This window comes from Arthrobacter sp. ERGS1:01, from assembly GCF_001281315.1.
GTDB lineage: Bacteria > Actinomycetota > Actinomycetes > Actinomycetales > Micrococcaceae > Specibacter.
The window spans coordinates 78,755-97,400 of sequence record NZ_CP012479.1 but is presented as its reverse complement, the minus strand read 5'-3'; the positions used below and the strand labels follow the sequence as shown (position 1 = coordinate 97,400).

Annotated in this window: 15 protein-coding genes; 5 read left to right on the top strand and 10 right to left on the bottom strand. The window is 66.1% G+C overall.

The window, feature by feature from the left end:
- Nucleotides 1–19: 19 nt before the first annotated feature.
- The 4 genes from AL755_RS04440 to AL755_RS04425 all read right to left on the bottom strand — a co-directional run bounded on the left by AL755_RS04440 (nt 20) and on the right by AL755_RS04425 (nt 3,798).
- A complete protein-coding gene (locus AL755_RS04440) occupies nt 20–1,516 on the bottom strand; it encodes a S10 family peptidase (RefSeq protein WP_054009968.1) in 1,497 nt (498 codons plus the stop codon).
- Between the two features lie 127 nt (nt 1,517–1,643).
- On the bottom strand, nt 1,644–2,351 hold the full coding sequence (locus tag AL755_RS04435; protein ID WP_054009967.1) for an SRPBCC family protein: 708 nt from the start codon (nt 2,349–2,351) through the stop codon (nt 1,644–1,646).
- Nucleotides 2,351–2,980, bottom strand: a complete 630-nt coding sequence (locus AL755_RS04430; RefSeq protein ID WP_107503807.1) for a winged helix-turn-helix domain-containing protein — start codon at nt 2,978–2,980, stop codon at nt 2,351–2,353. The genes AL755_RS04435 and AL755_RS04430 overlap by 1 nt, the downstream gene beginning before the upstream one ends.
- 62 nt (nt 2,981–3,042) lie before the next feature.
- Nucleotides 3,043–3,798 (bottom strand): hypothetical protein, encoded by a 756-nt coding sequence (locus AL755_RS04425; protein WP_150117035.1) that lies wholly within the window; start codon nt 3,796–3,798, stop codon nt 3,043–3,045.
- 85 nt (nt 3,799–3,883) lie between these two features.
- On the opposite strand from AL755_RS04425, the gene AL755_RS04420 reads away from it, so the two are divergent.
- Nucleotides 3,884–4,402 (top strand): GNAT family N-acetyltransferase, encoded by a 519-nt coding sequence (locus tag AL755_RS04420; RefSeq protein ID WP_054009965.1) that lies wholly within the window; start codon nt 3,884–3,886, stop codon nt 4,400–4,402.
- Between the two features lie 89 nt (nt 4,403–4,491).
- Here AL755_RS04420 and AL755_RS04415 read toward each other — a convergent pair whose 3' ends face one another.
- A complete protein-coding gene (locus tag AL755_RS04415; RefSeq protein ID WP_054009964.1) occupies nt 4,492–5,820 on the bottom strand; it encodes a hypothetical protein in 1,329 nt (442 codons plus the stop codon).
- Nucleotides 5,821–6,050: 230 nt separating this feature from the next.
- Here AL755_RS04415 and AL755_RS04410 point away from each other — a divergent pair, with 230 nt between their 5' ends.
- The 4 genes from AL755_RS04410 (at nt 6,051) to AL755_RS04395 (ending at nt 10,908) form a co-directional block, all read left to right on the top strand.
- Nucleotides 6,051–7,406, top strand: coding sequence for a dihydroorotase (locus AL755_RS04410; protein ID WP_054012856.1), 1,356 nt, complete (start codon nt 6,051–6,053; stop codon nt 7,404–7,406).
- 30 nt (nt 7,407–7,436) lie between these two features.
- Nucleotides 7,437–8,204: an IclR family transcriptional regulator gene (locus tag AL755_RS04405; protein ID WP_054009963.1), complete on the top strand. Its 768-nt coding sequence runs from the start codon at nt 7,437–7,439 to the stop codon at nt 8,202–8,204.
- Nucleotides 8,205–8,259: 55 nt separating this feature from the next.
- The gene (locus AL755_RS04400) at nt 8,260–9,516 is read left to right on the top strand and encodes a M20 family metallo-hydrolase (RefSeq protein WP_054009962.1); all 1,257 of its coding nucleotides are present in this window, start codon (nt 8,260–8,262) and stop codon (nt 9,514–9,516) included.
- 72 nt (nt 9,517–9,588) lie between these two features.
- Nucleotides 9,589–10,908 carry an MFS transporter gene (locus tag AL755_RS04395; protein WP_054009961.1) on the top strand — a complete coding sequence of 440 codons (1,320 nt, stop codon included), beginning with the start codon at nt 9,589–9,591 and terminating at the stop codon, nt 10,906–10,908.
- Between the two features lie 189 nt (nt 10,909–11,097).
- Here AL755_RS04395 and AL755_RS04390 read toward each other — a convergent pair whose 3' ends face one another.
- The 5 genes from AL755_RS04390 to AL755_RS04370 all read right to left on the bottom strand — a co-directional run bounded on the left by AL755_RS04390 (nt 11,098) and on the right by AL755_RS04370 (nt 18,445).
- Nucleotides 11,098–12,903 (bottom strand): ATP-binding cassette domain-containing protein, encoded by a 1,806-nt coding sequence (locus AL755_RS04390; protein ID WP_054009960.1) that lies wholly within the window; start codon nt 12,901–12,903, stop codon nt 11,098–11,100.
- Nucleotides 12,896–14,779 carry an ATP-binding cassette domain-containing protein gene (locus AL755_RS04385; RefSeq protein WP_054009959.1) on the bottom strand — a complete coding sequence of 628 codons (1,884 nt, stop codon included), beginning with the start codon at nt 14,777–14,779 and terminating at the stop codon, nt 12,896–12,898. Before AL755_RS04385 ends, AL755_RS04390 begins: the two co-directional genes overlap by 8 nt.
- A 330-nt stretch (nt 14,780–15,109) precedes the next feature.
- A complete protein-coding gene (locus AL755_RS04380) occupies nt 15,110–16,534 on the bottom strand; it encodes an amidohydrolase family protein (RefSeq protein WP_054009958.1) in 1,425 nt (474 codons plus the stop codon).
- A gap of 14 nt (nt 16,535–16,548) precedes the next feature.
- A complete protein-coding gene (locus AL755_RS04375) occupies nt 16,549–17,466 on the bottom strand; it encodes an acetamidase/formamidase family protein (RefSeq protein WP_054009957.1) in 918 nt (305 codons plus the stop codon).
- 4 nt (nt 17,467–17,470) lie between these two features.
- Nucleotides 17,471–18,445, bottom strand: coding sequence for a branched-chain amino acid transaminase (locus AL755_RS04370; protein WP_082368906.1), 975 nt, complete (start codon nt 18,443–18,445; stop codon nt 17,471–17,473).
- Between the last annotated feature and the right edge of the window lie 201 nt (nt 18,446–18,646).

Genomic DNA, 18,646 nt, shown 5'->3' with positions numbered 1-18,646 from the left:
GCCGGGCGGCCGGGAGGCCTCAGGAACCCCGCGGCGCCACGAATTCGGCGAGCGCCGCCAGCTGGTCCTCCCGGCATTCGTCCTTCAGGTACATCATGTGCCCGGCCTGGTGGTAGTGGTGGGTGAACCGGCCGCGGGCGTCGTCTGAAATGTTCAGGTGCGCCCACACGTATTCGGCGGCGAAGTGGGGCGTGGCGCCGTCGTGGTAGCCGTAATCCACGTGTACGCGCAGCGCCGGGTTGTAGTTCAGCAGCCGCTCAAGATCGGCCGTGACATCCACCGGCGCCCCCTCGAAAGTTTTGTAACTCCAGGGCTGGACGCGGCCGGTGAGCACCTCGTACGGTAGGTCGTTCTCATAGCCCAGCTCGGCGCGCACATAGTGGTTGATGGCGGCCGCGAACGGGCCGGTGATGGCCGCCATGGACGGGTCATCCCAATTCACCGACGCCTGCCCGCGCAGGTGGCGCTGCGTGAAACGGCCGTCGATCCGGCCCACCGTCAACCCCTCCGCCCGGAGCAGTTCGGCGGAGAACTCCGAATAGTCCCAGCGCAGGTTTGCCTGCCGGATGAAGTCCTCACCGAGCGTCGTCAGCTCGCTGAGGCGCCGCACGACGCCGGCCAGCTCGGCCTTGTCCATGCGCGCACCCTGGGTGAGGGCATGGCCATACTCCCGTCCCGCAAACTCTTCGGCCTCGGCCACGACGTCGGCCACGTCGCGGCCCGGGTGGCGGCCGTGGAAGTGGGCGATCGCAGCGTAGGTGGGGATATGCAGGGCGTAGGGCGTGTCATTGCCGGGCTGGAAATCCAGGGTGGACAGGTTCAGCACCGTGGAGATCAGCCCCAGCCCGTTGATCGCCATCCCGTGGGCGTCAAAGAGACGGGCTGCCACGGCCACGGCGCGCAGCGTCCCATAGGACTCGCCCACCAGGTATTTGGGGCTCAGCCAGCGGTTGTTGCGCGTGGTCCAGAGCCGGATGACCTCCGCCACCAGGTCCCGGTCCTCAACGAACGCGTGGAATTCGTCGGCCGTGCCGCCGTCCACCACGCGGGAGAATCCGGTGTTGACGGGGTCGATCAGCACCAGGTCGGCGTGCTCCAGGATCGTGTTCGGGTTGTCCACCAGGGCGAACGGTGGCGGAGTGAGAGCGCCAACGTCGCCGCTGTCCACCCGTCGCGGCCCCAGCAGGCCTAGGTGGAGCCACACGCTGGAGGAGCCGGGTCCGCCGTTGAACGCAAACACGACGGGACGGTCCGGCGCACCGGGCGCGGGGTCCAACACGTAGCTGACCAGGAAGATCTCGGCCTTGGCCTTGAACCCTGCAGACTTACCGTTTTCGGCCGCTTCCTGCCGCAGCACCAGCCGCCCGGCCGTGCTCGCATAACCCCGCCCGGAGGGCAGGGTGTGGGACCGGGTGGCGAAGTCGTCGGTGGCTTCGGGCGCGGCACCGGCCTCCGGTCCGGCAGGGGCGTTTTCAACTGGGGCTGAGCTTGCGGGCTTTGCGGTATTTTCGGCCATGCAGTGAGCCTATCCCCCGCGCCGCGCGGGCCCGGAAATGCGAGAACGGTGCCAACTCGCGAAAACGGTGGGACGACTACCGTTCTCGCGAGTTGGCACCGTTGTCGGCGAGGTGCGCGCAGTCGCCCTAGGCGTACAGCCCGTTGAGCCAGGCGCCCCACGCGGCGCCGGCGGCATCGGCGTCGGCCCCGTCGGCGAACAGGTGGATGGTCATGCCCACCACGGCGCCGAAGGCGTTCCGGCCAAAGAACCGGTACATGGCATCGGCTGTCCGCAGCCCCAGGAAGTGCTCGCTGACGTAGTCCACCACGGCCTCCTCGGCGCCGAGGCCGGGAATCGTGACCGTGACGCTCTCCCCCGCCTTGGTGGCACCGAGTGCCGACTTGACCGTCGCAAAGGCGTCCGCCGCTCCCGAGGCCGCGGGGCCCTGGACGTCGGCGAAGGCCGCCTGCTTGCCGGAGAAGTACTTCACATACTGGCCCAGCGTGTGCTGGTAGAACGCCGTGTGCTTGGCGGCGCCGTCGTACTGGCTGTCCCAGTTGTCCATGAACATGCCACTGTGCACGTAGCGCAGCCAGGATTTTCCGCCCGGGCGTTCCGTGATCTCGTATTCGAGGGTGTTGAAGAAGCCGTCCTCGCCGTCCATGTGGTTGGCGAAGCGGTGCGGCGGCTCCCACACGGTGACGCTGCTGCCGAAGGGGCCGGCGCCGCCGAGCTTCGGCTCGATTTCCATGGGCCACATCCAGCCGGAGTTGCCCAGGGTGGCGGCGTCAAAGACCTGCTGGGGTGTGCCGTCGATCTCCGATTCGTGGACGATCTTGAATTCCTTGCCCATCACTGCTCCTCTAGGTGGCCGGGCGAACCGGCAGTTTGTTGGTTTTCCGGCGCCTTGACGCTGGGATGAAGTGCGACGACGATCCGGTGTTTCCGGCCGACGTCCGGGTTGTCGCTGTGGTACTTCTCCATCAGCGCGCCCATGGTTGCGGCAAGTTCGCCGACGAAGGCTGCCCTGTCCGCGGGGTTGGCGAACGTCAGCTCCCCGTCCAGGGCGAACGTTGCCAGCGGCTGGTTGGCCCGATCGGCGCCGGTAATGAGGGTGCCGATGTCCTTGACCAGTTTTGCGGCGACGGCCAGCATCCAGCGGGCCGAGAGCCTGTCGGGTGCGAGCGCCGGGTCGGGGGCCACGCCGGGCAGGGCTGCCGGGGAAATCACGAACGATTCCGCCGCCGATCCCATGATCCGTTCGGTGACGTTGCCCTTGCGGCGCTCCTCCACCAAGACCACCAGGCCGTGCTTTTCCAGCGCCTTCAAGTGATAGTTCACCTTTTGGCGCGGAAGCCCGATCCGGCCCGCCACGGTGGCGGCCGAGGCGGGGTGGCGCAATTCAGCCAGCAAAAGCGCCCGAATGGGATCCAGCGAGGCTTCCGCCGCCGCCGCATCCTCGATCACTGCCACGTTCAACATGCAACAAGCATCTCACCGACAAATTAATTTGTCCAGAACTAATTTTCCTCCCAGGCTGGGAGTCAGCCCTGCGACCTCACGACGGACAGGAATTCAAGGTACTGCAGGCCCGTGACGGGAGCCGGGCGGAACGTCATGGATGCGGGCCCCAGGGCACCATTGCGAAGGGCCTGCAATTCGCGCTGGCACGTGGCGGCCAGCGCGTGGTGTTCCGGCGTGTCCTCCATGAGGAATTGGAGCACGTCAACGCCGGACAGGAACGCCATGTCGGCGCCGGGCAGCGTAGCCCTGGCCGCCACGCCGATCTCGGCCAGCAACGCCCAACTGAGCCGCACTCCCCCGGGATTGCGCGCGAACTCAATGGCGCCCACCACCTTGCCCCCGGAGAGGCCGGCCATGGCTGCCTCGTGGACCGCGCGCTGAAAATGGGCGGGGCTGGCGAGCCCGGTCAGGACATCCGTGCACGACGCCGGCGCGGCGTCCTCAAGGCTTTCGACCCACCCCACCGCCAGTTCCGTCATGGCGTCGGGGTCGATGGGCCGCTCGAGCGATTCGAAGAGGGCCAGGAGGTCGGTCATGGTTTCGGCGATGCCCACGCCCTGGCGGCCGCGCATCCCGCCAAGCGCCCTTGCCGCGGCGGCGAGCGCGGCGGGGTTGTCGACGGCTCCGGCGACGGCGGCCGCCTCCGGGACCAGCCAATCTTCGGGCATCCGCCACCCCATGCGCACGCTTGCGCGCTGCCATTCCTGCACCACTGCGGGCACCGGCCCGCCCGGGGTTTGGCCATCGGCCCCGGATCCCCCAAATTTAGTTGTCATAACTAATGAGTACCGGCCGGAGGCGGATCGTGACGCGGTTTAGCCAATGGAATTTGAACCTTGGACGGTCGGCTAGGATCGTACGATGGCTCAGCTCATCACCCCCAGCCCTTCGTTCCACCGCTCCTGGCTGGATGCCGCAACCGAGTTCGACGGCGTCCACATCGACGGCGCCGGTGCCGAGAATGTGGAGCTCGCCAGCCTGGACAGCCTGCCCGCGTTTGAGGCGTTCACCGCGGCCCTTGTGGCCGACGCCCTCCCCGACACCCCGCGGAAACCGGGCTACGTCCCGTGCACGTACTTGTGGATCGTTGACGGTTCCACGTTCCTGGGCAGCCTCGCCATCCGGCACGAACTCAACGATTTCCTGCTCAACGAGGGCGGCCACATCGGCTACAGCGTCCGCCCGTCCGCACGCCGGCGCGGACACGCGGCCAAGGCCCTGGCCGATGCCCTGCCGCTGGCCGCCGGGATCGGGATCGAACGGGTCCTGGTGACCTGCGACGAGGACAACGCCGGTTCCCGGGCCACGATCGAAAAGAATGGCGGAGTGCACGAGGACAGCCGCAACGGCAAGCGCCGCTACTGGATCGACGCCAACTAGCTGCACCGCAACCACACGCTCGCGGCGCCCGCCCCATCGGGACGGGCGCGGTCGTCGTACTGCCGCCGTCGTGCGGATATCGCAGGCCCTTAGAGTTCGGTGACGAGCCCCTGGCCGTTCGGGGCCTCCAGGGTCAGCCCGTCAAGGCTGGGTCCCGGGGTCCCGGCAAGCCGCACGGCGGATGCGCCCGCACCGCCGGCGATGATCTTGCCGCCCACGGACAGCGATCCCAGGGGCCCCTCAAGATCCACGGTGGCCAGCCCGTCGCCGGCGGTGGAGATGTCCGCACCGATGCTCGCTTCGCCGATCCGGCCGCCGGGCTTCACGCTCAGGGCGATGGCCGCGAGCGGCATCAGCACGCCCTTGACGAGGCTTTCGCCGGTGCCGCCGGTGGTCGACAGGCTGCCCTTGATGGTCAGCTTGGGCAATTCGCGGCTCACCTGCACGCCCACGGATCCGTCGCCGGTGGTGGTGATGGAGTCGAAGACGGCCTCGTTCAGGGAGCCGTCGTAGACGTTGAAGCCGCGTGCGCCCAGCCCCGTGGTCTCGATGGGGGCCTCCACCGTGAGGACGCCGATGTCGCCAAAGTTGACGAAGCCGATCCCGCTGGGCCCGTGCGAGGTGACCTTCGCCTTGGCGGTCCAGTTCTGCACGGCACCCCAGTTGTCGAGCACCATGTCGTTCTGGCCGTAGGTGGTGGTCGTCCCGAGATTGACGACGTCGGCCGCGTTGGCGCCGCTGATGATGAACACCCCGCCGCTGATTACGTCGGGGGTTCCGGGGGCGATCCCGCCGTCGGAGAAGACATTGCCGGTGCTAAGGAGTTCCAGCGTGACGGAGCCGCCGTCGGCCATGCCGGCCGTATTGCCGTGGCCGCCCACGAACACGCCACCGCCGTGGACCGGGGTGTCGGCGCTGCCGGCGGAGATGTTTTCCAACTTGGCGGTGAGGACCACGGCGGCATCGGGTTGTCGGTTCCAGACGGTGAAGGCACCCTGGAGCGCTTCAACGCCGAATCCCGTGGGCCTGTCGGCCCGTCCGCGGGTGTCGGCCTCGGCGACGTGCACGCCGTCGGCCTCGATCCGCCCGGCCCGGACACTGCCCTGGGCGCACAGGTAGACCTGGCCGTAGCTGGTGACGTTGCTGAGTTTGAGCGTGCCCAGGTCGGCCACGGTGGAGTCGTTGTAGATGGCCAGTTCCTGCACAGAGGTGCGCACGGTGACGTTTTCCACCGTGTTGTTGCTGGTCAGCCGCAGCCCCTTGCCACCGAAGACGAGTTCGCCGCCGCGCAGTGCCACCCCGGGCGGCAGCATCACCGACGGCATCCCCTTCAACGTTCCGGAGACTTCGATCTGTCCGGCGCCGGAGGCCAGCGCTTCATTGAGCTGCGCAACGTCCGATACCTGTGTCCAAGCCACAAGACCACCACCTGTTCCATGAATACGTCCGATTCGGGGCGAGGCCCCATTGGCCCCGTGACTGGCATGTTACTCCGCCATCTTGGGCGCACCCGGGAATGTGTCGGGGACGGTGCAGTTTCCCCTGACACGCCGTTGCGGCGCTGCAGCCGCCTCCAACCCACGCCCATCTATTCTCAATCTGCGGGAAAAGGATTTTCACTTTCCCCGTACATTGAGATGCTGTGCTCATGAACACATCAAGACTTGACCTCGCCGTGACGGGGCTCGTACAACGCGGCGAATCTTGGCTCCGGCAAGAGGTCCACATCGCCAATGGCAGGATCACGGCGATCGCGGACCCTTCCGCAACCACCGAGGCCGTGCGCAAGATTGACGTCGGCAACGCCTACCTTGTCCCGGGCATGGTTGACGCGCACGTGCATTCACTGTCCCACCCGGGCGAGGGGGTGGCCGCCTCCACCAGGTCCGCGGCGGCCGGCGGCGTGACCACCATCGTGGAGATGCCCTTCGACCTGGCTGGTCCCATCAACACGGTCCAGCGCATCAAGGAAAAAAGGGAACTGGTCGAGAACGACGCCTTCGTCGACGTCGCACTCATGGGCACCCTGGCACCCGAGGGCGGGTGGCGGGCTGCGGAATCAATCAGCGACGCCGGCGCCGTGGGGTTCAAGGTGTCGCTCTTTAACACCGATCCGGCCCGGTTCCCACGCATTGACGACGCCGAACTGAGGAACGTGATGGCCGCGACGGGCGGCGCCGGGCGCACGGTTGCCGTCCATGCGGAAAACAATGAAATCGTCCAGGCGATGCTTGCCCTCGAAAAAGCGGCCAATCCATTCGATCCCAAGGCGCACGTGCGCAGCCGTCCGCCGGTCAGCGAGACCATGGGCGTGCTGACCGCCCTCGAAATCGCCTTCGAGCAGTCCGCGAAACTGCACCTGTGCCACCTGAGCCTGCCCCGTTCGGTGGACCTGGTCAACTGGTACCGCGAACAGGGCCTCGATGTCACCCTCGAGACCTGCCCGCATTACCTGACGTTCACCGAGGACGACCACGACGCCCAGCAGGGCCGGTTGAAGATTAATCCTCCGTTGCGCAAGGCCGCCGACCGTGACGGCATGTGGTCCCGCCTGGCCCAGGGGAAGATCGACATTGTCTCCTCGGACCACGCCCCATGGCCCACGGAATACAAGGACCACGAAGGCATCTTCGCCAACCACTCCGGCGCGCCCGGTGTACAGACCTCCATGGCCATCACCTTGTCCGGGGCTCTCACGCGCGGCACCGAGGCCTTCAACGCCGCCGTCGCCTCCTTGACGTCCGCGCCGGCCGCCCGGTTTGGCGTGGGCCACGTCAAGGGCAGCATCGAGGTCGGTTTCGACGCCGATATCGCCGTTTTTGATCCCCAGGCCTCGTGGAATATCGACGCCGAGGACATGTTCTCGAACGCCGGCTGGACACCCTACCAGGGCATGAAGACCTCCGGCCGGGTGACCACCACGATTTCCCGCGGTTCTGTGGTCTGGGACGGAACGCAGTTGCTGGGCTCGCTGGGCCGCGGCGCCGTCGTCGAGCCGTCCTAACCGCCCCCACACCGGCACGAAGGAACCACCATGAGCCTGTCATCGCTGAACCGGGGCCTGAAAATCCTGACCATGATCGCGGACCACGGCCGCATGCGGGTCGACGAGATCGCCGCGGCCCTGGACATTCCCAGTTCGTCCGCCTACCGGTACATCAAGCTGTTTCGCGAAACCGACTACCTGTATGAGCTGGACGGCTACTACTACCCGGGCGTCCGCGTTTCGAGCCGGGATGAGCAAAGCGAGAAACAGCACCTAGTGGAGGTCGCGGCGCCGGCGCTGAGCAGGCTGTGCCAGCAAACCGGGGAGACGGTGATGTTGACCGTGCGGGTCCAGATGGCGGCATTGTGCCTGGAGCGCATCTCGCCGCGGCGGGCGGACGCCTTGTCTTTTTACAGGGGCTCGGTCCGGCCGCTGCATGCCGGCGCCAGCGCCACCGCCCTGCTCGCCTACGCCCCGGCGGACGTCCTCACCGCCGTCGAGGAGGGCACCATGCGCCGGTTCACCGCGATGACCCCCGATGCCAGTCGCCTGAAAATCACCCTGCCCGCCATCCGCTCCAACGGATTCTCGGTGAGCGAGGGCGAGGTGGACCCGTTCATGGTGGCCGTGGCTGCCCCGGTGTTTCGCAACGGCCACTGCATCTGCGCCCTCAGCGTGGCCGGCCGCCAGCAGCGCTTGAACGGGCAGACGCTCGACGACGTCATCGAGCATGTCTGCCAGGCCGCGGCGGAGCTTGGCCGCGAACTGGACTCGGCCGCCGGCGCGGCCGCATGGATGACCGAGGAAGGCTGGTAGGCCACAGCTCACGCCGGCCACCGATCCCCACCGACTCTTTAGAAATGGAATTCTCATGAACAACGCTGATTCAGCCCTGCTACGGCCCGACGCCGAGCGGCTCTGGTCCGACATCATGGACCTGGCAACCATCACCGACCAGGACAGCCCCGGCTGGACGCGCGAGGTCTTTTCCGATCCGTACAAGGCCTCGCGTTCCTGGACGCTGAACCGCATGCGCGACGCCGGGCTCCAGGCCCACATTGACGGAGCCGGAAACATTGTTGGCCGGCTGCCCGGCACCAACCCCAACGCCCCGGCCATTGTGACCGGCTCGCACACCGACACCGTGCACTCCGGCGGCCGCTTCGACGGCATCGTCGGCGTCCTGGGCGCCATTGAGGCGGCGCGGATCCTGCAGGAGTCGGGTACCCGCCTGACCAGCGACCTGATCGTCATGGACTTCCTCGGTGAGGAAGCCAACGGGTTCGGCGTCAGCTGTGTCGGTTCGCGTGCTGTTGCCGGCGTACTCGATCCCGCCCACCTCTCCCGGCAGGACGCCACCGGCCGCTCCATGGGCCAGGCCATCGCGGATTTCGGCGCGGACCCCAACCAGGCGGTGTCCATGGCGTGGAACCCGCGGGACATCAAGTCCTACATCGAGCTCCACGTCGAGCAGGGGCCCATGCTCGAACGCAGCGGCAGCCAAATTGGCGTCGTCACCTCGATCGCCGGCATCGAACGGGTCATGGCCGCCTTCACGGGGCGCGCCGACCACGCGGGTACCACGCCCATGGACCAGCGGGCGGACGCCCTCCTGGCCGCGGCCGAAGCCATCCTGACAGTTGAGCGTGTTGGCTGCGGAGCGCCCGTCCACGGGGTCAGCACCACCGGTCGGATTGCCACGGGCCACGGCGCGTTCAATGTCGTGCCGGACTCGGCCACCATTTGGGCGGAGATCCGCAGCATCGACCCCGGCTGGCTCAGCGGGGCGCGGCGGAGCATCGCAGAAAAGATCGCGGTGGACGCGGCCCGGCGCGGGGTCGACGTTGCCATCGACCTCCTCAACGACCAGGAACCGGTCCCCGCGGCACAAACCATGCAAGACACAGTCGCAGCCGCATCCGATGACCTCGGATACAGCTGGGAAGCCGTACCCAGCGGCGCGGGGCACGATGCCGCCCACATGGCACACCTCGGCCCCATGGGCATGATCTTCGTCCCCTCGCAGGCCGGCCGCAGCCACTGCCCGGACGAGTTCACCGACCAGGTCCAGCTCAGCAACGGCGTCCACGTCCTCGCCAACACCATCCGGCGCCTCGACCTGGCCTAGCACGCACCCTTAACCGCCCAATGACGGGCATAATTCAGGAAGCACCACATGCAAACACAATTGGAAACTCCAATGACAAATGAAGCAACGCTGGAAAAGCAACGCCGCGGGGCACTCCGCGGCGGCATCTTCGGCTACTTCGTCGACCAGTTTGACATCTTTTTGCCGATCATCACCCTGGCCCCGGCCATGGCCTACTTCAACGGCGCCAACACGCCGCCGGAGACCGTGGCCCTCTTCAGCTCGCTGATCTTCGTTTCCACCCTGGTGGCGCGGCCGCTGGGCGCGGCCTTCTTCGGGCACATCGCGGACAAAACGAACCGCCAGCTCACCACGCTGATCGCGATCGCCGGCTTCGGCGCGGCCACCCTGCTCATGGCAGTCCTGCCCGGCTTTGAAACCGCGGGGCACCTTGGCCTGGTCCTCCTGATCAGCCTGCGGTTCATCGGCGGCTTCTTCCTGGGCGGTGAATACTCCGTCGCGATCCCCCTGGCCATGGAGTGGGCGCCCAAGAAGCGCCGCGGCCCGCTGAGCGGCATGATCACCTCGATGGCCTCCGTCGCCAACGTCAGTCTGGCCTTCATCACGTTCATCCTGCTCTCCTTCATTCCCTCGGCCGGGCACGACTCCGCGTACGCAGTCTGGGGTTGGCGGATCCCGTTCGTGCTCGGCGCGGTGCTGGCAACGTTCCTGTTCTTCTACTACCGCAAGAACGTCCACGACGCTCCGGGCACCGAAAACGTGGCCAAGGCGGAGAACCCGATCAAGTCCCTGTTCAGCGGCGTCCACCGCCGCAGCCTGGTGCAGATCTTCATCCTGATGACCGGCATGTGGATCCTGAGCAACCTGAGCAACGCCGTGCTGACGGGCCGGCTGAAGTCCGATGCGCACATCCCGGACCAAACCGTCAGCATCATCATGACCATTGCCCCGCTCGTGACGGCGTGTGCCTTCGTTGCTTCGGGAATCCTGTCGCAAAAAATCGGCCGCCGGACTTTCTACCGCTGGTACGCCGTGCTCGTCACGGTCGTCGCCCCGCTGCTGTATATCGCCACCATGACCGTCGGCGCCAGCAACGTCGTCCTGGCGGGACTCCTGGCCGTCCTGGTGCAGGTCACCAGCCTCTGCGTCTTCGCCCCGGTGGGTGCGTACCTCTGCGAACGGTTCCCCGCCAGCATCCGGGCCAGCGGCTATGGTGTCGGCTACAGCCTCGCCGTCATCCTCCCCGCCTTCTATGCCTTCTACATCCAGGCCTTGGGCAACTTCATGCCCGACCGAGTGGCAGTTGCGGCAATGATTTGCTTCGCGGGCATCCTGGTCTGGATCGGGGCCACGATGGGCCCCGAAACCAAGGAAGTGGACTTGAACGACGACGCCAGCTTCACCATCTAGCACCGCACTTAGCGCCACGGCCACGCCGGCCCGGGAACCATTCCCGGGCCGGCGTGGCGTTGTGTTCACCGCGGGGCCGACGCCACTGACGAGTCCGGCGGCCAAGGCATACGGGACACTGAGGCAGGGCCCGGAATTGGCGCGGGAACATCTCGGAGCAAGAGGACAGGGAGCTGAGCTGCAACCCGCCTAGGTGTACCCGCTGGCCTGGGCGAGATACAGGCGGGCGTAGTCGCTGTCGTTGCCCATCAGCTCCGCATGGGTCCCCCGTTCGGCAACCGTACCCCTGGAGATCACCACGATTTCATCGGCCATCCGCACCGTGGAGAAGCGGTGGGAGACCAAGATCGTCACCATCCCGTCGACGCCGGTGGCCTGGTCCACGAATCGCCGGTACAGCTCGTCCTCGGATTGGGGATCCAGCGCGGCCGTCGGCTCGTCAAGCACGCGCAGCAGCGGATTTCCGCGCATGAGTCCCCTGGCAAGCGCCACCTTCTGGGCCTGGCCCTGGGACAGTTGGACGCCGTCGTGGTCAAGCCCCAGCTGGGTTTCGTAGCCGTCCGCAAGCCGTTCGACGACGGCGTCCGCCCCGGATGCCCTGGCCGCGGCGGATATGGCCCCGGTGTCCGTGCTGTTGGGCAGGTCGCCGACGCCGATGGCCGTGCCGACGGGCAGCTGGAAGTTCACGAAGTCCTGGAAGGCGCCCGATGTCCGGGACCGCCAGTCGGCCAAGTGCAGATCATCCAGGCTGCGCCCGTCCACCGTGATGCTGCCGGTGTCCGGCGTGTACATCCCGGTCAGGAGCTTGACCAGCGTGGTTTTTCCGGCGCCGTTGACGCCCACCAACGCGACGGTGGAACCGGCCGGGAAGTCCAGGTTGATGCCGGAGAGGACCTGCACATCCGTCCCGGGGTAGCTGAAGCTGACGTCGGTGAACGATATTCCTTGGAGCATGGTTTCCGGTACCGGATGGGTTCCGCGGTGCCGCTGCAGTTCCGCGTAGTCCATGAGCCACAGATAGTGTTCGGTGGCCAGCCGGGCTTCGGCAATGCGCGTGTATTCCTCCACGATGGCCCAGATCTGGTAGCGAAGGGTGGAGGCAAGGGTGATCAACAGCATGACGTCGCCGATGTTGGCCCGCCCCTCCAATACCAGGTGCGCGAGCAGCACAAGGGCGCCGATGTACGCGGCGGCGTAGCTGGACCAGGCCAGCAGGTTGAGCAGGCTGGCCTTGGTCCTGGCCTGCGCACGGGTCCGGATGACGTGCGCAGAGGCCTGGCGCGCGGCGTCGTCAAGGAGCGTCGCCGAGCCCGAGAGCTGTATTTCCTTGGCGGCGCCCGGATCCAGCAACAGCCGGTGGAGCGCGGCCTCATACCGCTCTGACTCCGCGGTCTTGGTGCGTGCGGCGGCCTCGAAAACGTGAGATTTGCGGGCTGCCCACAGCGGAACCAGTGCCACGGGGGCAAGCAAGCCCAGGAGGGGATGGACCCGCATGAGCAGGATCACGGACATGGCAACGCTGACCAGGGCGCCGGCTGCCGACGCCGCGGCCCACCAGCCGCTGCTCAGGTCGCGGACGGAGCGGCGCAGCAGGGCCACCTTGTCCAGATAGTCGGAGCGTTCCAGGTGGGCGAGCGTGGGGATGCTGCCGGCGGTCTGGAGGATTTCGTCATTGACGCTCACTTCCACCAGGTCGATCAGGTGGCCCTGGCGGTAACGCTGGATCCAGTCGGCGGCACCGCCCAGACCCACCACTGCGCCACCCACCAGGGCGGCCATCACCACGCCGCTGACAATGTTGGCGCCGGCGGCGTCCACGATCCAGCGTTGCGACAGGGCGGCGAGGCTGTTCAGGAACGCCCCCACGCCAATGAGCACCAGGATAATCACCGTGGACCGTTTGTCCACGCGCCAGCCAAGCCCCAGGATGTGCAGGGTGACGCTCCACAGACGGCGGGATGCCGGCTGGTGCGCTGCGGTGTTCTTTTCAGACATTGGAGGACCTCTGCTTTGCGGATTCGGTGTCGGCCGGCGCCTCCGCGGTGAACCGGTGGGCCTGGAGGGCGAAGGCGGCCGCGTAGTTGCCGCCGTCGTCCATCAGTTCGTCATGGGTGCCGTCCTCGGCCACTCCGCCGGCGTCCAGGACCACGATGCGGTCGGCGGGACGGACGGTGGAAAGCCTGTGGGAAATCAGCACCACGGTGGCCCGGCCGCGCACCGCCTCGACCAGGTTTTCGTAGAAGTCCGCCTCAGCCTGGACATCCAGCTGGGCGGTCGGTTCGTCCAGGACCAGGAAGTCCCGTCCATGGGCCACGGCAAACAGCGCACGCGCCAGCGCAATCTTCTGCCATTGGCCGCCGGACAAGTCGGTCCCGCCGGATCGTTGCCGGCTCAGGATGGTGTCCAGGCCGTTGGGCAGGGCCTCGACGAGGTGGCGCGCATTGGCCCGTCCCAGCGCCGTCATGATCCCGTCGGCATCGGCCCGGTGTTCGGGTGCCTCCATGGCCACGTTGTCCGCCAGGGACATCGGATACCGGTTGAAGTCCTGGAAGACGACGGCACAGCGCCGCTGCCACCGGGCCCGGGCGGGGCCGTCCAGCCGGCTGCCTCCGGCCAGGATCGCTCCGGAGTCCGGCCGGTAGAGGCCGGTGAGCAGCTTGATGAGCGTTGTCTTGCCGATGCCGTTCCGGCCCACCACGGCCAGGACCTGGTGGTGCTGGATGGTCAGGGAGAAATCCTTGAACACCTCCCGCGCCCCCTGCGGGTACGTGTAGGAGATGCCCCGGACGACGACGCCGTTCCTCGCCGTTGCGGTTTCTGGCTCGGCTTCCGTGGCCTGGGTGGCGGTGCTCGGCCCGAAGGAATCGGTCATCTTGTTCATGGCGGCCAGAGCCTTCAGGCCAAAGGAGATTTGCATCGCCTCGGAGCCCAGGTGGCTGTAGGACAGTACGGCGAGTCCCGCCACGAACGTCTGGACCATGACGGAGATGCCCACCTCACCGTTGGCCACCGCGAGTCCCGGCAGCAGCAGTGCCGCCGCCGCAGCTAGGGTGCGCGGCACCGCGAGGATCCAGTTCACCCGGAACATGGATTTCCGGGCTTCGGTGACGTCCCGCAGGTAGTGGCCCATCTCGTCGCGGCGGCGCCCCGCCACCCAGCTGCCAAGGCCAAACATGCGGACCTCCTTGCCGGCCCCGGGGTCGGTGCCGAGGTCGGCCCAATAATCAGCCCGGCGGCGGTGCATCTCCCGGCCGTCGCGGATCTGCCCCAGCTGCATGAAGCTGCGCAGGGCAAAGGACCTCGTCACGAGTCCCGCGGCCACCATCCCCATGGCCAGCCACCAGGAAAAGTGAGCGACGACGGCGGCGCTGCTGACGATCGCGGCGATCCGAAAGATGAACATCAATTGTTGGGTGGCGGCTTGGCCAGGTGACCGGACGAAGCCGTTCAGGTTGGCCAGTTCCGAAGCCCGGGAGGCGTTGTCGCCATAGGCCGCAGATTCGATCATGGAGAGTTCGGAATCCTGGAAGCCAAGCCGAACGCGGGACCGGATCGCCGCGTCAATGACGGCGGAGATGCCCGTAGCCAGTGAGAACCTGAGCGTCTGGGCCACTTCCTGGGCTATCAGAAGCGCGGCGAGCGCGGTCAAGGGCCCCGTGACCGCCGCAAATGTCACCTCGGACGGCCTGGTCAGAACCGAGGCCAACCAGCCGGTGGCGAGTGCGGTGGCGCCAGGTGCGATCGCCGTGACCGTGCTCAACAGGGCCAGCATCAGGCTCCGCCAACGGTCCATCTTCAACAGTGCGATCAGCTCACAGCGGGCCGCCGCCGATTGCCACATTTTCTCCCAGAATTCCCCAATAAAGCGCATTACCCTACTTTATTTACCGTGGGCCAAAACGCCGCAACGTTACGGCTCGGCGGGGGCCTTCCGGATTCTAGCCGATCACCCCCCACTTATTGGTTGTTTCCTTCCCCTCCGGGACTCGCTTCTCTGGTGCCCGCCACCGCATTCCGTTCGGTATCGCGAGCCTTTGCTACACACTGCTTGGAACAATGCGCGCAAGCTGATCCCAACAATCTCAGCGTCAGCCCGGACGATGTGGACTCACTCGTCAGGTTTGTTGAATCGGTCGTTGCTAATTCATGTAGTGACATTGGATCTCCCTCGATTGGTATCCACTGTGTCTTTGACTCGGCGTCAGCAGGCAGGCCGGTTCCGAACGTCGCTTGAGACGCGCTGCTTGAGCATGGTGCCGAAGGGCCCGGTCTTGAGTTCGCGGTCCTCCACCACGATCCGGCCGCGCAGGACGGTCATGCTGGGCCAGGCGGCGACGCGGTACCCCTCCCAGGGCGTGTAGTCGGCTTCGTGCAGTTCGGAGGCGGTGATGGTGCGTTCCGCCGTCGTATCCAGGACCGCAAGGTCAGCGTCGCTTCCGATGGAGATGGCACCCTTGGTTGGATAGAGGCCCAGGATTTTGGCCGCGTTCGCCGAGGTGATGTCCACGAAGCGGGTGAGGTCCAGCCCGCGTTTCGCCACGCCCTCCGTGTAGGCCACGGCCATGCGCATTTCGACGCCCGCGTGGCCACCTGTTGCGTCAAGGATCGTCTTGCCTCGCGTCTTGACGTCGAGGTCCGTGCACACGCCGTCGGTTGCCAGCGTGCTCAATGATCCGCCCAGGAGCGATTCCCACATCGAGTCCCTGTCATCGGCCGACTTCAGGGACGGGTAGGTGTGGTAGATCGCACCGTTTTCCTGACGGTAGTCCTCGGCCGTGAAGTAGGCGTAGTGCGGAAGAATTTCGCCGTATACCGGCAAGCCTCGGCCACGGGCTTCACGTATCGCGTCGACCCCTTCACGTGCGCTCACATGCATGAGGTAGATCGGGGCGCCGACATGCTCGGCCAAGGTGATGGCGCGTTGGAAGGAGAGCTTCTCGGACAGGTTGTTGTGGGCGTGGTGCATGTACTCCAGGCCGGTCTTGCCCTGGTGGATGAGCTTGCGGTACGAGTACATGACGATGTCATCGTCCTCTGCGTGGACTGCCAGCATTGCTCCGGCCTTCGCCGTCTGCTCCATGATCCCCCACATGTTGCCGAGGTCGGTCTTCTGGCGCGGGCGCGTGGGAGTCGTATTGGTCATCCAGACCTTGTAGCTGCCGTGGCCGGCGGCCACGGCATCCGGGATCTGTTCCAAGACCTCAAACGGGATCTCCGGTTCCTTGAATGTGCCGTGGAGCGCGTAGTCCGTGAACGTGTTCCCCGCCCATTCGCCGGACTTGCGGGCGAAGGATTCGGACAGCTCGTCACCTGGTTGCCAGTGCGCGAAGTCCACCAGGGTGGTGGTGCCGCCATAGATGGCCCCTTCGCTGACCCGGTCCGGGCCGAAGCACTTGATGCCGCTTTCCGCGGCCGTGGGCAGGACGCTGTTGGTGTGGACATGGGGGTCGACGCCGCCGGGCACCACCAGCTGCCCGCGCAAGTCCACGGTCCGGCGCGCCTCATCCGGGACGCCGGCGTCCGTGGACCTCAGGGAAACTATGGTGCCGCCGGCGATCCCGATGTCGAGCCGGAACGGGCCCGAGGGCGTGACGACAATGCCGTTGGTGAGCAGAAGATCAAGCATGGAGGCCTCCGTGTTTAGGAAATGGAACGGGGAGAATAAGGGGGATTGAGGAAATGGCGTGCTTCGAGGCTCGCCTTGACGGTGGCCCGTGCGTTGACCAGCTGGGAGACGGAAACGTCCGCTGCTGCACTGAGGAGCATCGCGGCACGTTCGCGGGGCCAGCCGCGGTCTGTCACCACCAGGGCCAGCAAATCGTCAAGGGCGTTGCGGGCCGCTTCATCAAGGTCGTCGCCGTCGCCGATGGCGATGACCCTTCCGCCGGAAAGGACGACGGGCCGGGGCGGCGTGGCGCCGGGGAGAACCCGGCACGAAAGTACCACGGTGCCTTCGACTTCGACCCCCGTGAGCGAGCATTCGCCGTCGCCCTGGGCCGCATGGAGGTCGCCGGCAAAGAGCCGCGCACCCGCCACCTGGACGGGGAGGATCACGGCGGATCCGGCGGTGATGTCATTGCAGTCCATGTTGCCGCCGAATGTTCCCACGGTGCTCGAGCTTGGCTCGCCGTCGCGCGGGGCCACCCCCAATTTGCCGATCATGGGCCGGGCGCGAATGGTGATTCCGTCGCCGAACCGGACTTCGCCATCGATGATGTCAACCAGGTGGCCGTGGCTGCGAAGGGGCTCGCCAAACCCGCCCCGCCCAGGTTGGGTGAGCATGGCGCCCCGGTCCGCAATTCGAATCTCGTGGATGTCCACGCGCAGGGTGTCCCCTGGGAGGACGCCGCGGACCAGGACCGGCCCGGTGACCGGAATGGAGCACAACTCGTAGTGTCCGGCCTCGAAATGACCACCGGTGAGCAGGCTCCTTGCATCGAGGGAAAATTGTTCGCCCTGACCCACCTCAAGCACCGCCGCGCTTGAGGCCGTGTAAATGTTTGAGGCGTGTTCGAAGCCGGAGTGCGGAAGCTGTTTGGCCTTCACGGTGACGCTCATGCCGCTAGCCGCCGTAGACCGGGAGGGTCCAGTTCTGGTCGGCCGCGACCCGGCCCACCACTGCCTGCCGGTAAAGTTGCTGGAGCCTCGCAGTCACCTCGCCCACACCGCCGGCTCCGATCGGGGTCCGGTCCACGGCCGTCACGTGGTTGACCTCGGCGGCGCTCCCGCACACGAAGATTTCATCGGCCGAATACAGTTCGGTCCGGTCAATCGGCCTGATGTCGACGTCGAGCCCCAATTCGGTGCGGGCCAGATGCAGCACCGTGTCACGGGTGATTCCTTCAAGGATGCTGTCCGTGCTCGGCGGCGTGCAAAGCCGGCCCTTCCGCACCATGAAAACGTTGTAGCCGGCACCCTCTGCGACGTGTCCCGATTCGGTCATGAGAAGCGCCGCGTCATAGCCGTTGCGTCGCGCCTCGAGCATCGCCAGACGGCCGTTCTGATAATTGGCGATCGATTTGATTCTTGGCGGCATGGACCGGTCCGAGAGCCTGGCCCAGCTGCTGATCTGCACGTCCAGACCGGTGGACCCGAAGTAGTTCCCCATGGGGATCGCGGCCATGAAGACGGTTGCGGGCCCTTTGTCCTCCGGTTTGCCGTCGGCGGAATCCACGAAGACCTGGGCCCGCATGTGAAGGTTTCCGCGCAGGTTGTTGGCCCGCACGAGCCCCAGCAACTGCTCCGACAGGGCGCCAATGTCTTGTGGGCCGTCAATCTCCACGACGCGCATCGAATCGACGAGCCGACGCATGTGGTCGGCAACCCTGAAAGCATAGAGCTCCTGGTCGTCCTCGCTCCAGTAGGCGCGGAAGCCTTCGAACACGCCAACCCCGTATTTGAGGGTTGTGCTCAACACATGGAGTCGGGCGTCGTCGTAGTTCACGAGCTCCCCATCGTGCAAAAGGTACTGGACTTTCGGCTGTGACCCCACGGTTTCTGTACGGGTCAGGGCAGCTTCTTCATAAAACGTCGACATCTTTATCTCAGTCCTCTTCCAAGTTCAACTTCAACAACGTAGGGTATGTATCACTATATTGAAGATCGTTTGAAGCGATGTCAATGGCTGAATCAACCGGGATGGAAAATGATCCATCGAACACAAGCGCGGAATGTGGGCATTTTTTCAGCCTGAGATTACTCGCGAGTAATTCGAAGGTGTACTCCCTTTCCAAAAGCT

What these genes read in the sequence shown, in the direction of transcription:
- AL755_RS04440 (WP_054009968.1), bottom strand. Translation starts at nt 1,516, where the DNA reads ATGGCCGAAAATACCGCAAAGCCCGCAAGCTCAGCCCCAGTTGAAAAC.
- AL755_RS04435 (WP_054009967.1), bottom strand. Translation starts at nt 2,351, where the DNA reads ATGGGCAAGGAATTCAAGATCGTCCACGAATCGGAGATCGACGGCACA.
- AL755_RS04430 (WP_107503807.1), bottom strand. Translation starts at nt 2,980, where the DNA reads ATGTTGAACGTGGCAGTGATCGAGGATGCGGCGGCGGCGGAAGCCTCG.
- AL755_RS04425 (WP_150117035.1), bottom strand. Translation starts at nt 3,798, where the DNA reads ATGACAACTAAATTTGGGGGATCCGGGGCCGATGGCCAAACCCCGGGC.
- AL755_RS04420 (WP_054009965.1), top strand. Translation starts at nt 3,884, where the DNA reads ATGGCTCAGCTCATCACCCCCAGCCCTTCGTTCCACCGCTCCTGGCTG.
- AL755_RS04410 (WP_054012856.1), top strand. Translation starts at nt 6,051, where the DNA reads ATGAACACATCAAGACTTGACCTCGCCGTGACGGGGCTCGTACAACGC.
- AL755_RS04405 (WP_054009963.1), top strand. Translation starts at nt 7,437, where the DNA reads ATGAGCCTGTCATCGCTGAACCGGGGCCTGAAAATCCTGACCATGATC.
- AL755_RS04400 (WP_054009962.1), top strand. Translation starts at nt 8,260, where the DNA reads ATGAACAACGCTGATTCAGCCCTGCTACGGCCCGACGCCGAGCGGCTC.
- AL755_RS04395 (WP_054009961.1), top strand. Translation starts at nt 9,589, where the DNA reads ATGACAAATGAAGCAACGCTGGAAAAGCAACGCCGCGGGGCACTCCGC.
- AL755_RS04390 (WP_054009960.1), bottom strand. Translation starts at nt 12,903, where the DNA reads ATGTCTGAAAAGAACACCGCAGCGCACCAGCCGGCATCCCGCCGTCTG.
- AL755_RS04385 (WP_054009959.1), bottom strand. Translation starts at nt 14,779, where the DNA reads ATGCGCTTTATTGGGGAATTCTGGGAGAAAATGTGGCAATCGGCGGCG.
- AL755_RS04380 (WP_054009958.1), bottom strand. Translation starts at nt 16,534, where the DNA reads ATGCTTGATCTTCTGCTCACCAACGGCATTGTCGTCACGCCCTCGGGC.
- AL755_RS04375 (WP_054009957.1), bottom strand. Translation starts at nt 17,466, where the DNA reads ATGAGCGTCACCGTGAAGGCCAAACAGCTTCCGCACTCCGGCTTCGAA.
- AL755_RS04370 (WP_082368906.1), bottom strand. Translation starts at nt 18,445, where the DNA reads ATGTCGACGTTTTATGAAGAAGCTGCCCTGACCCGTACAGAAACCGTG.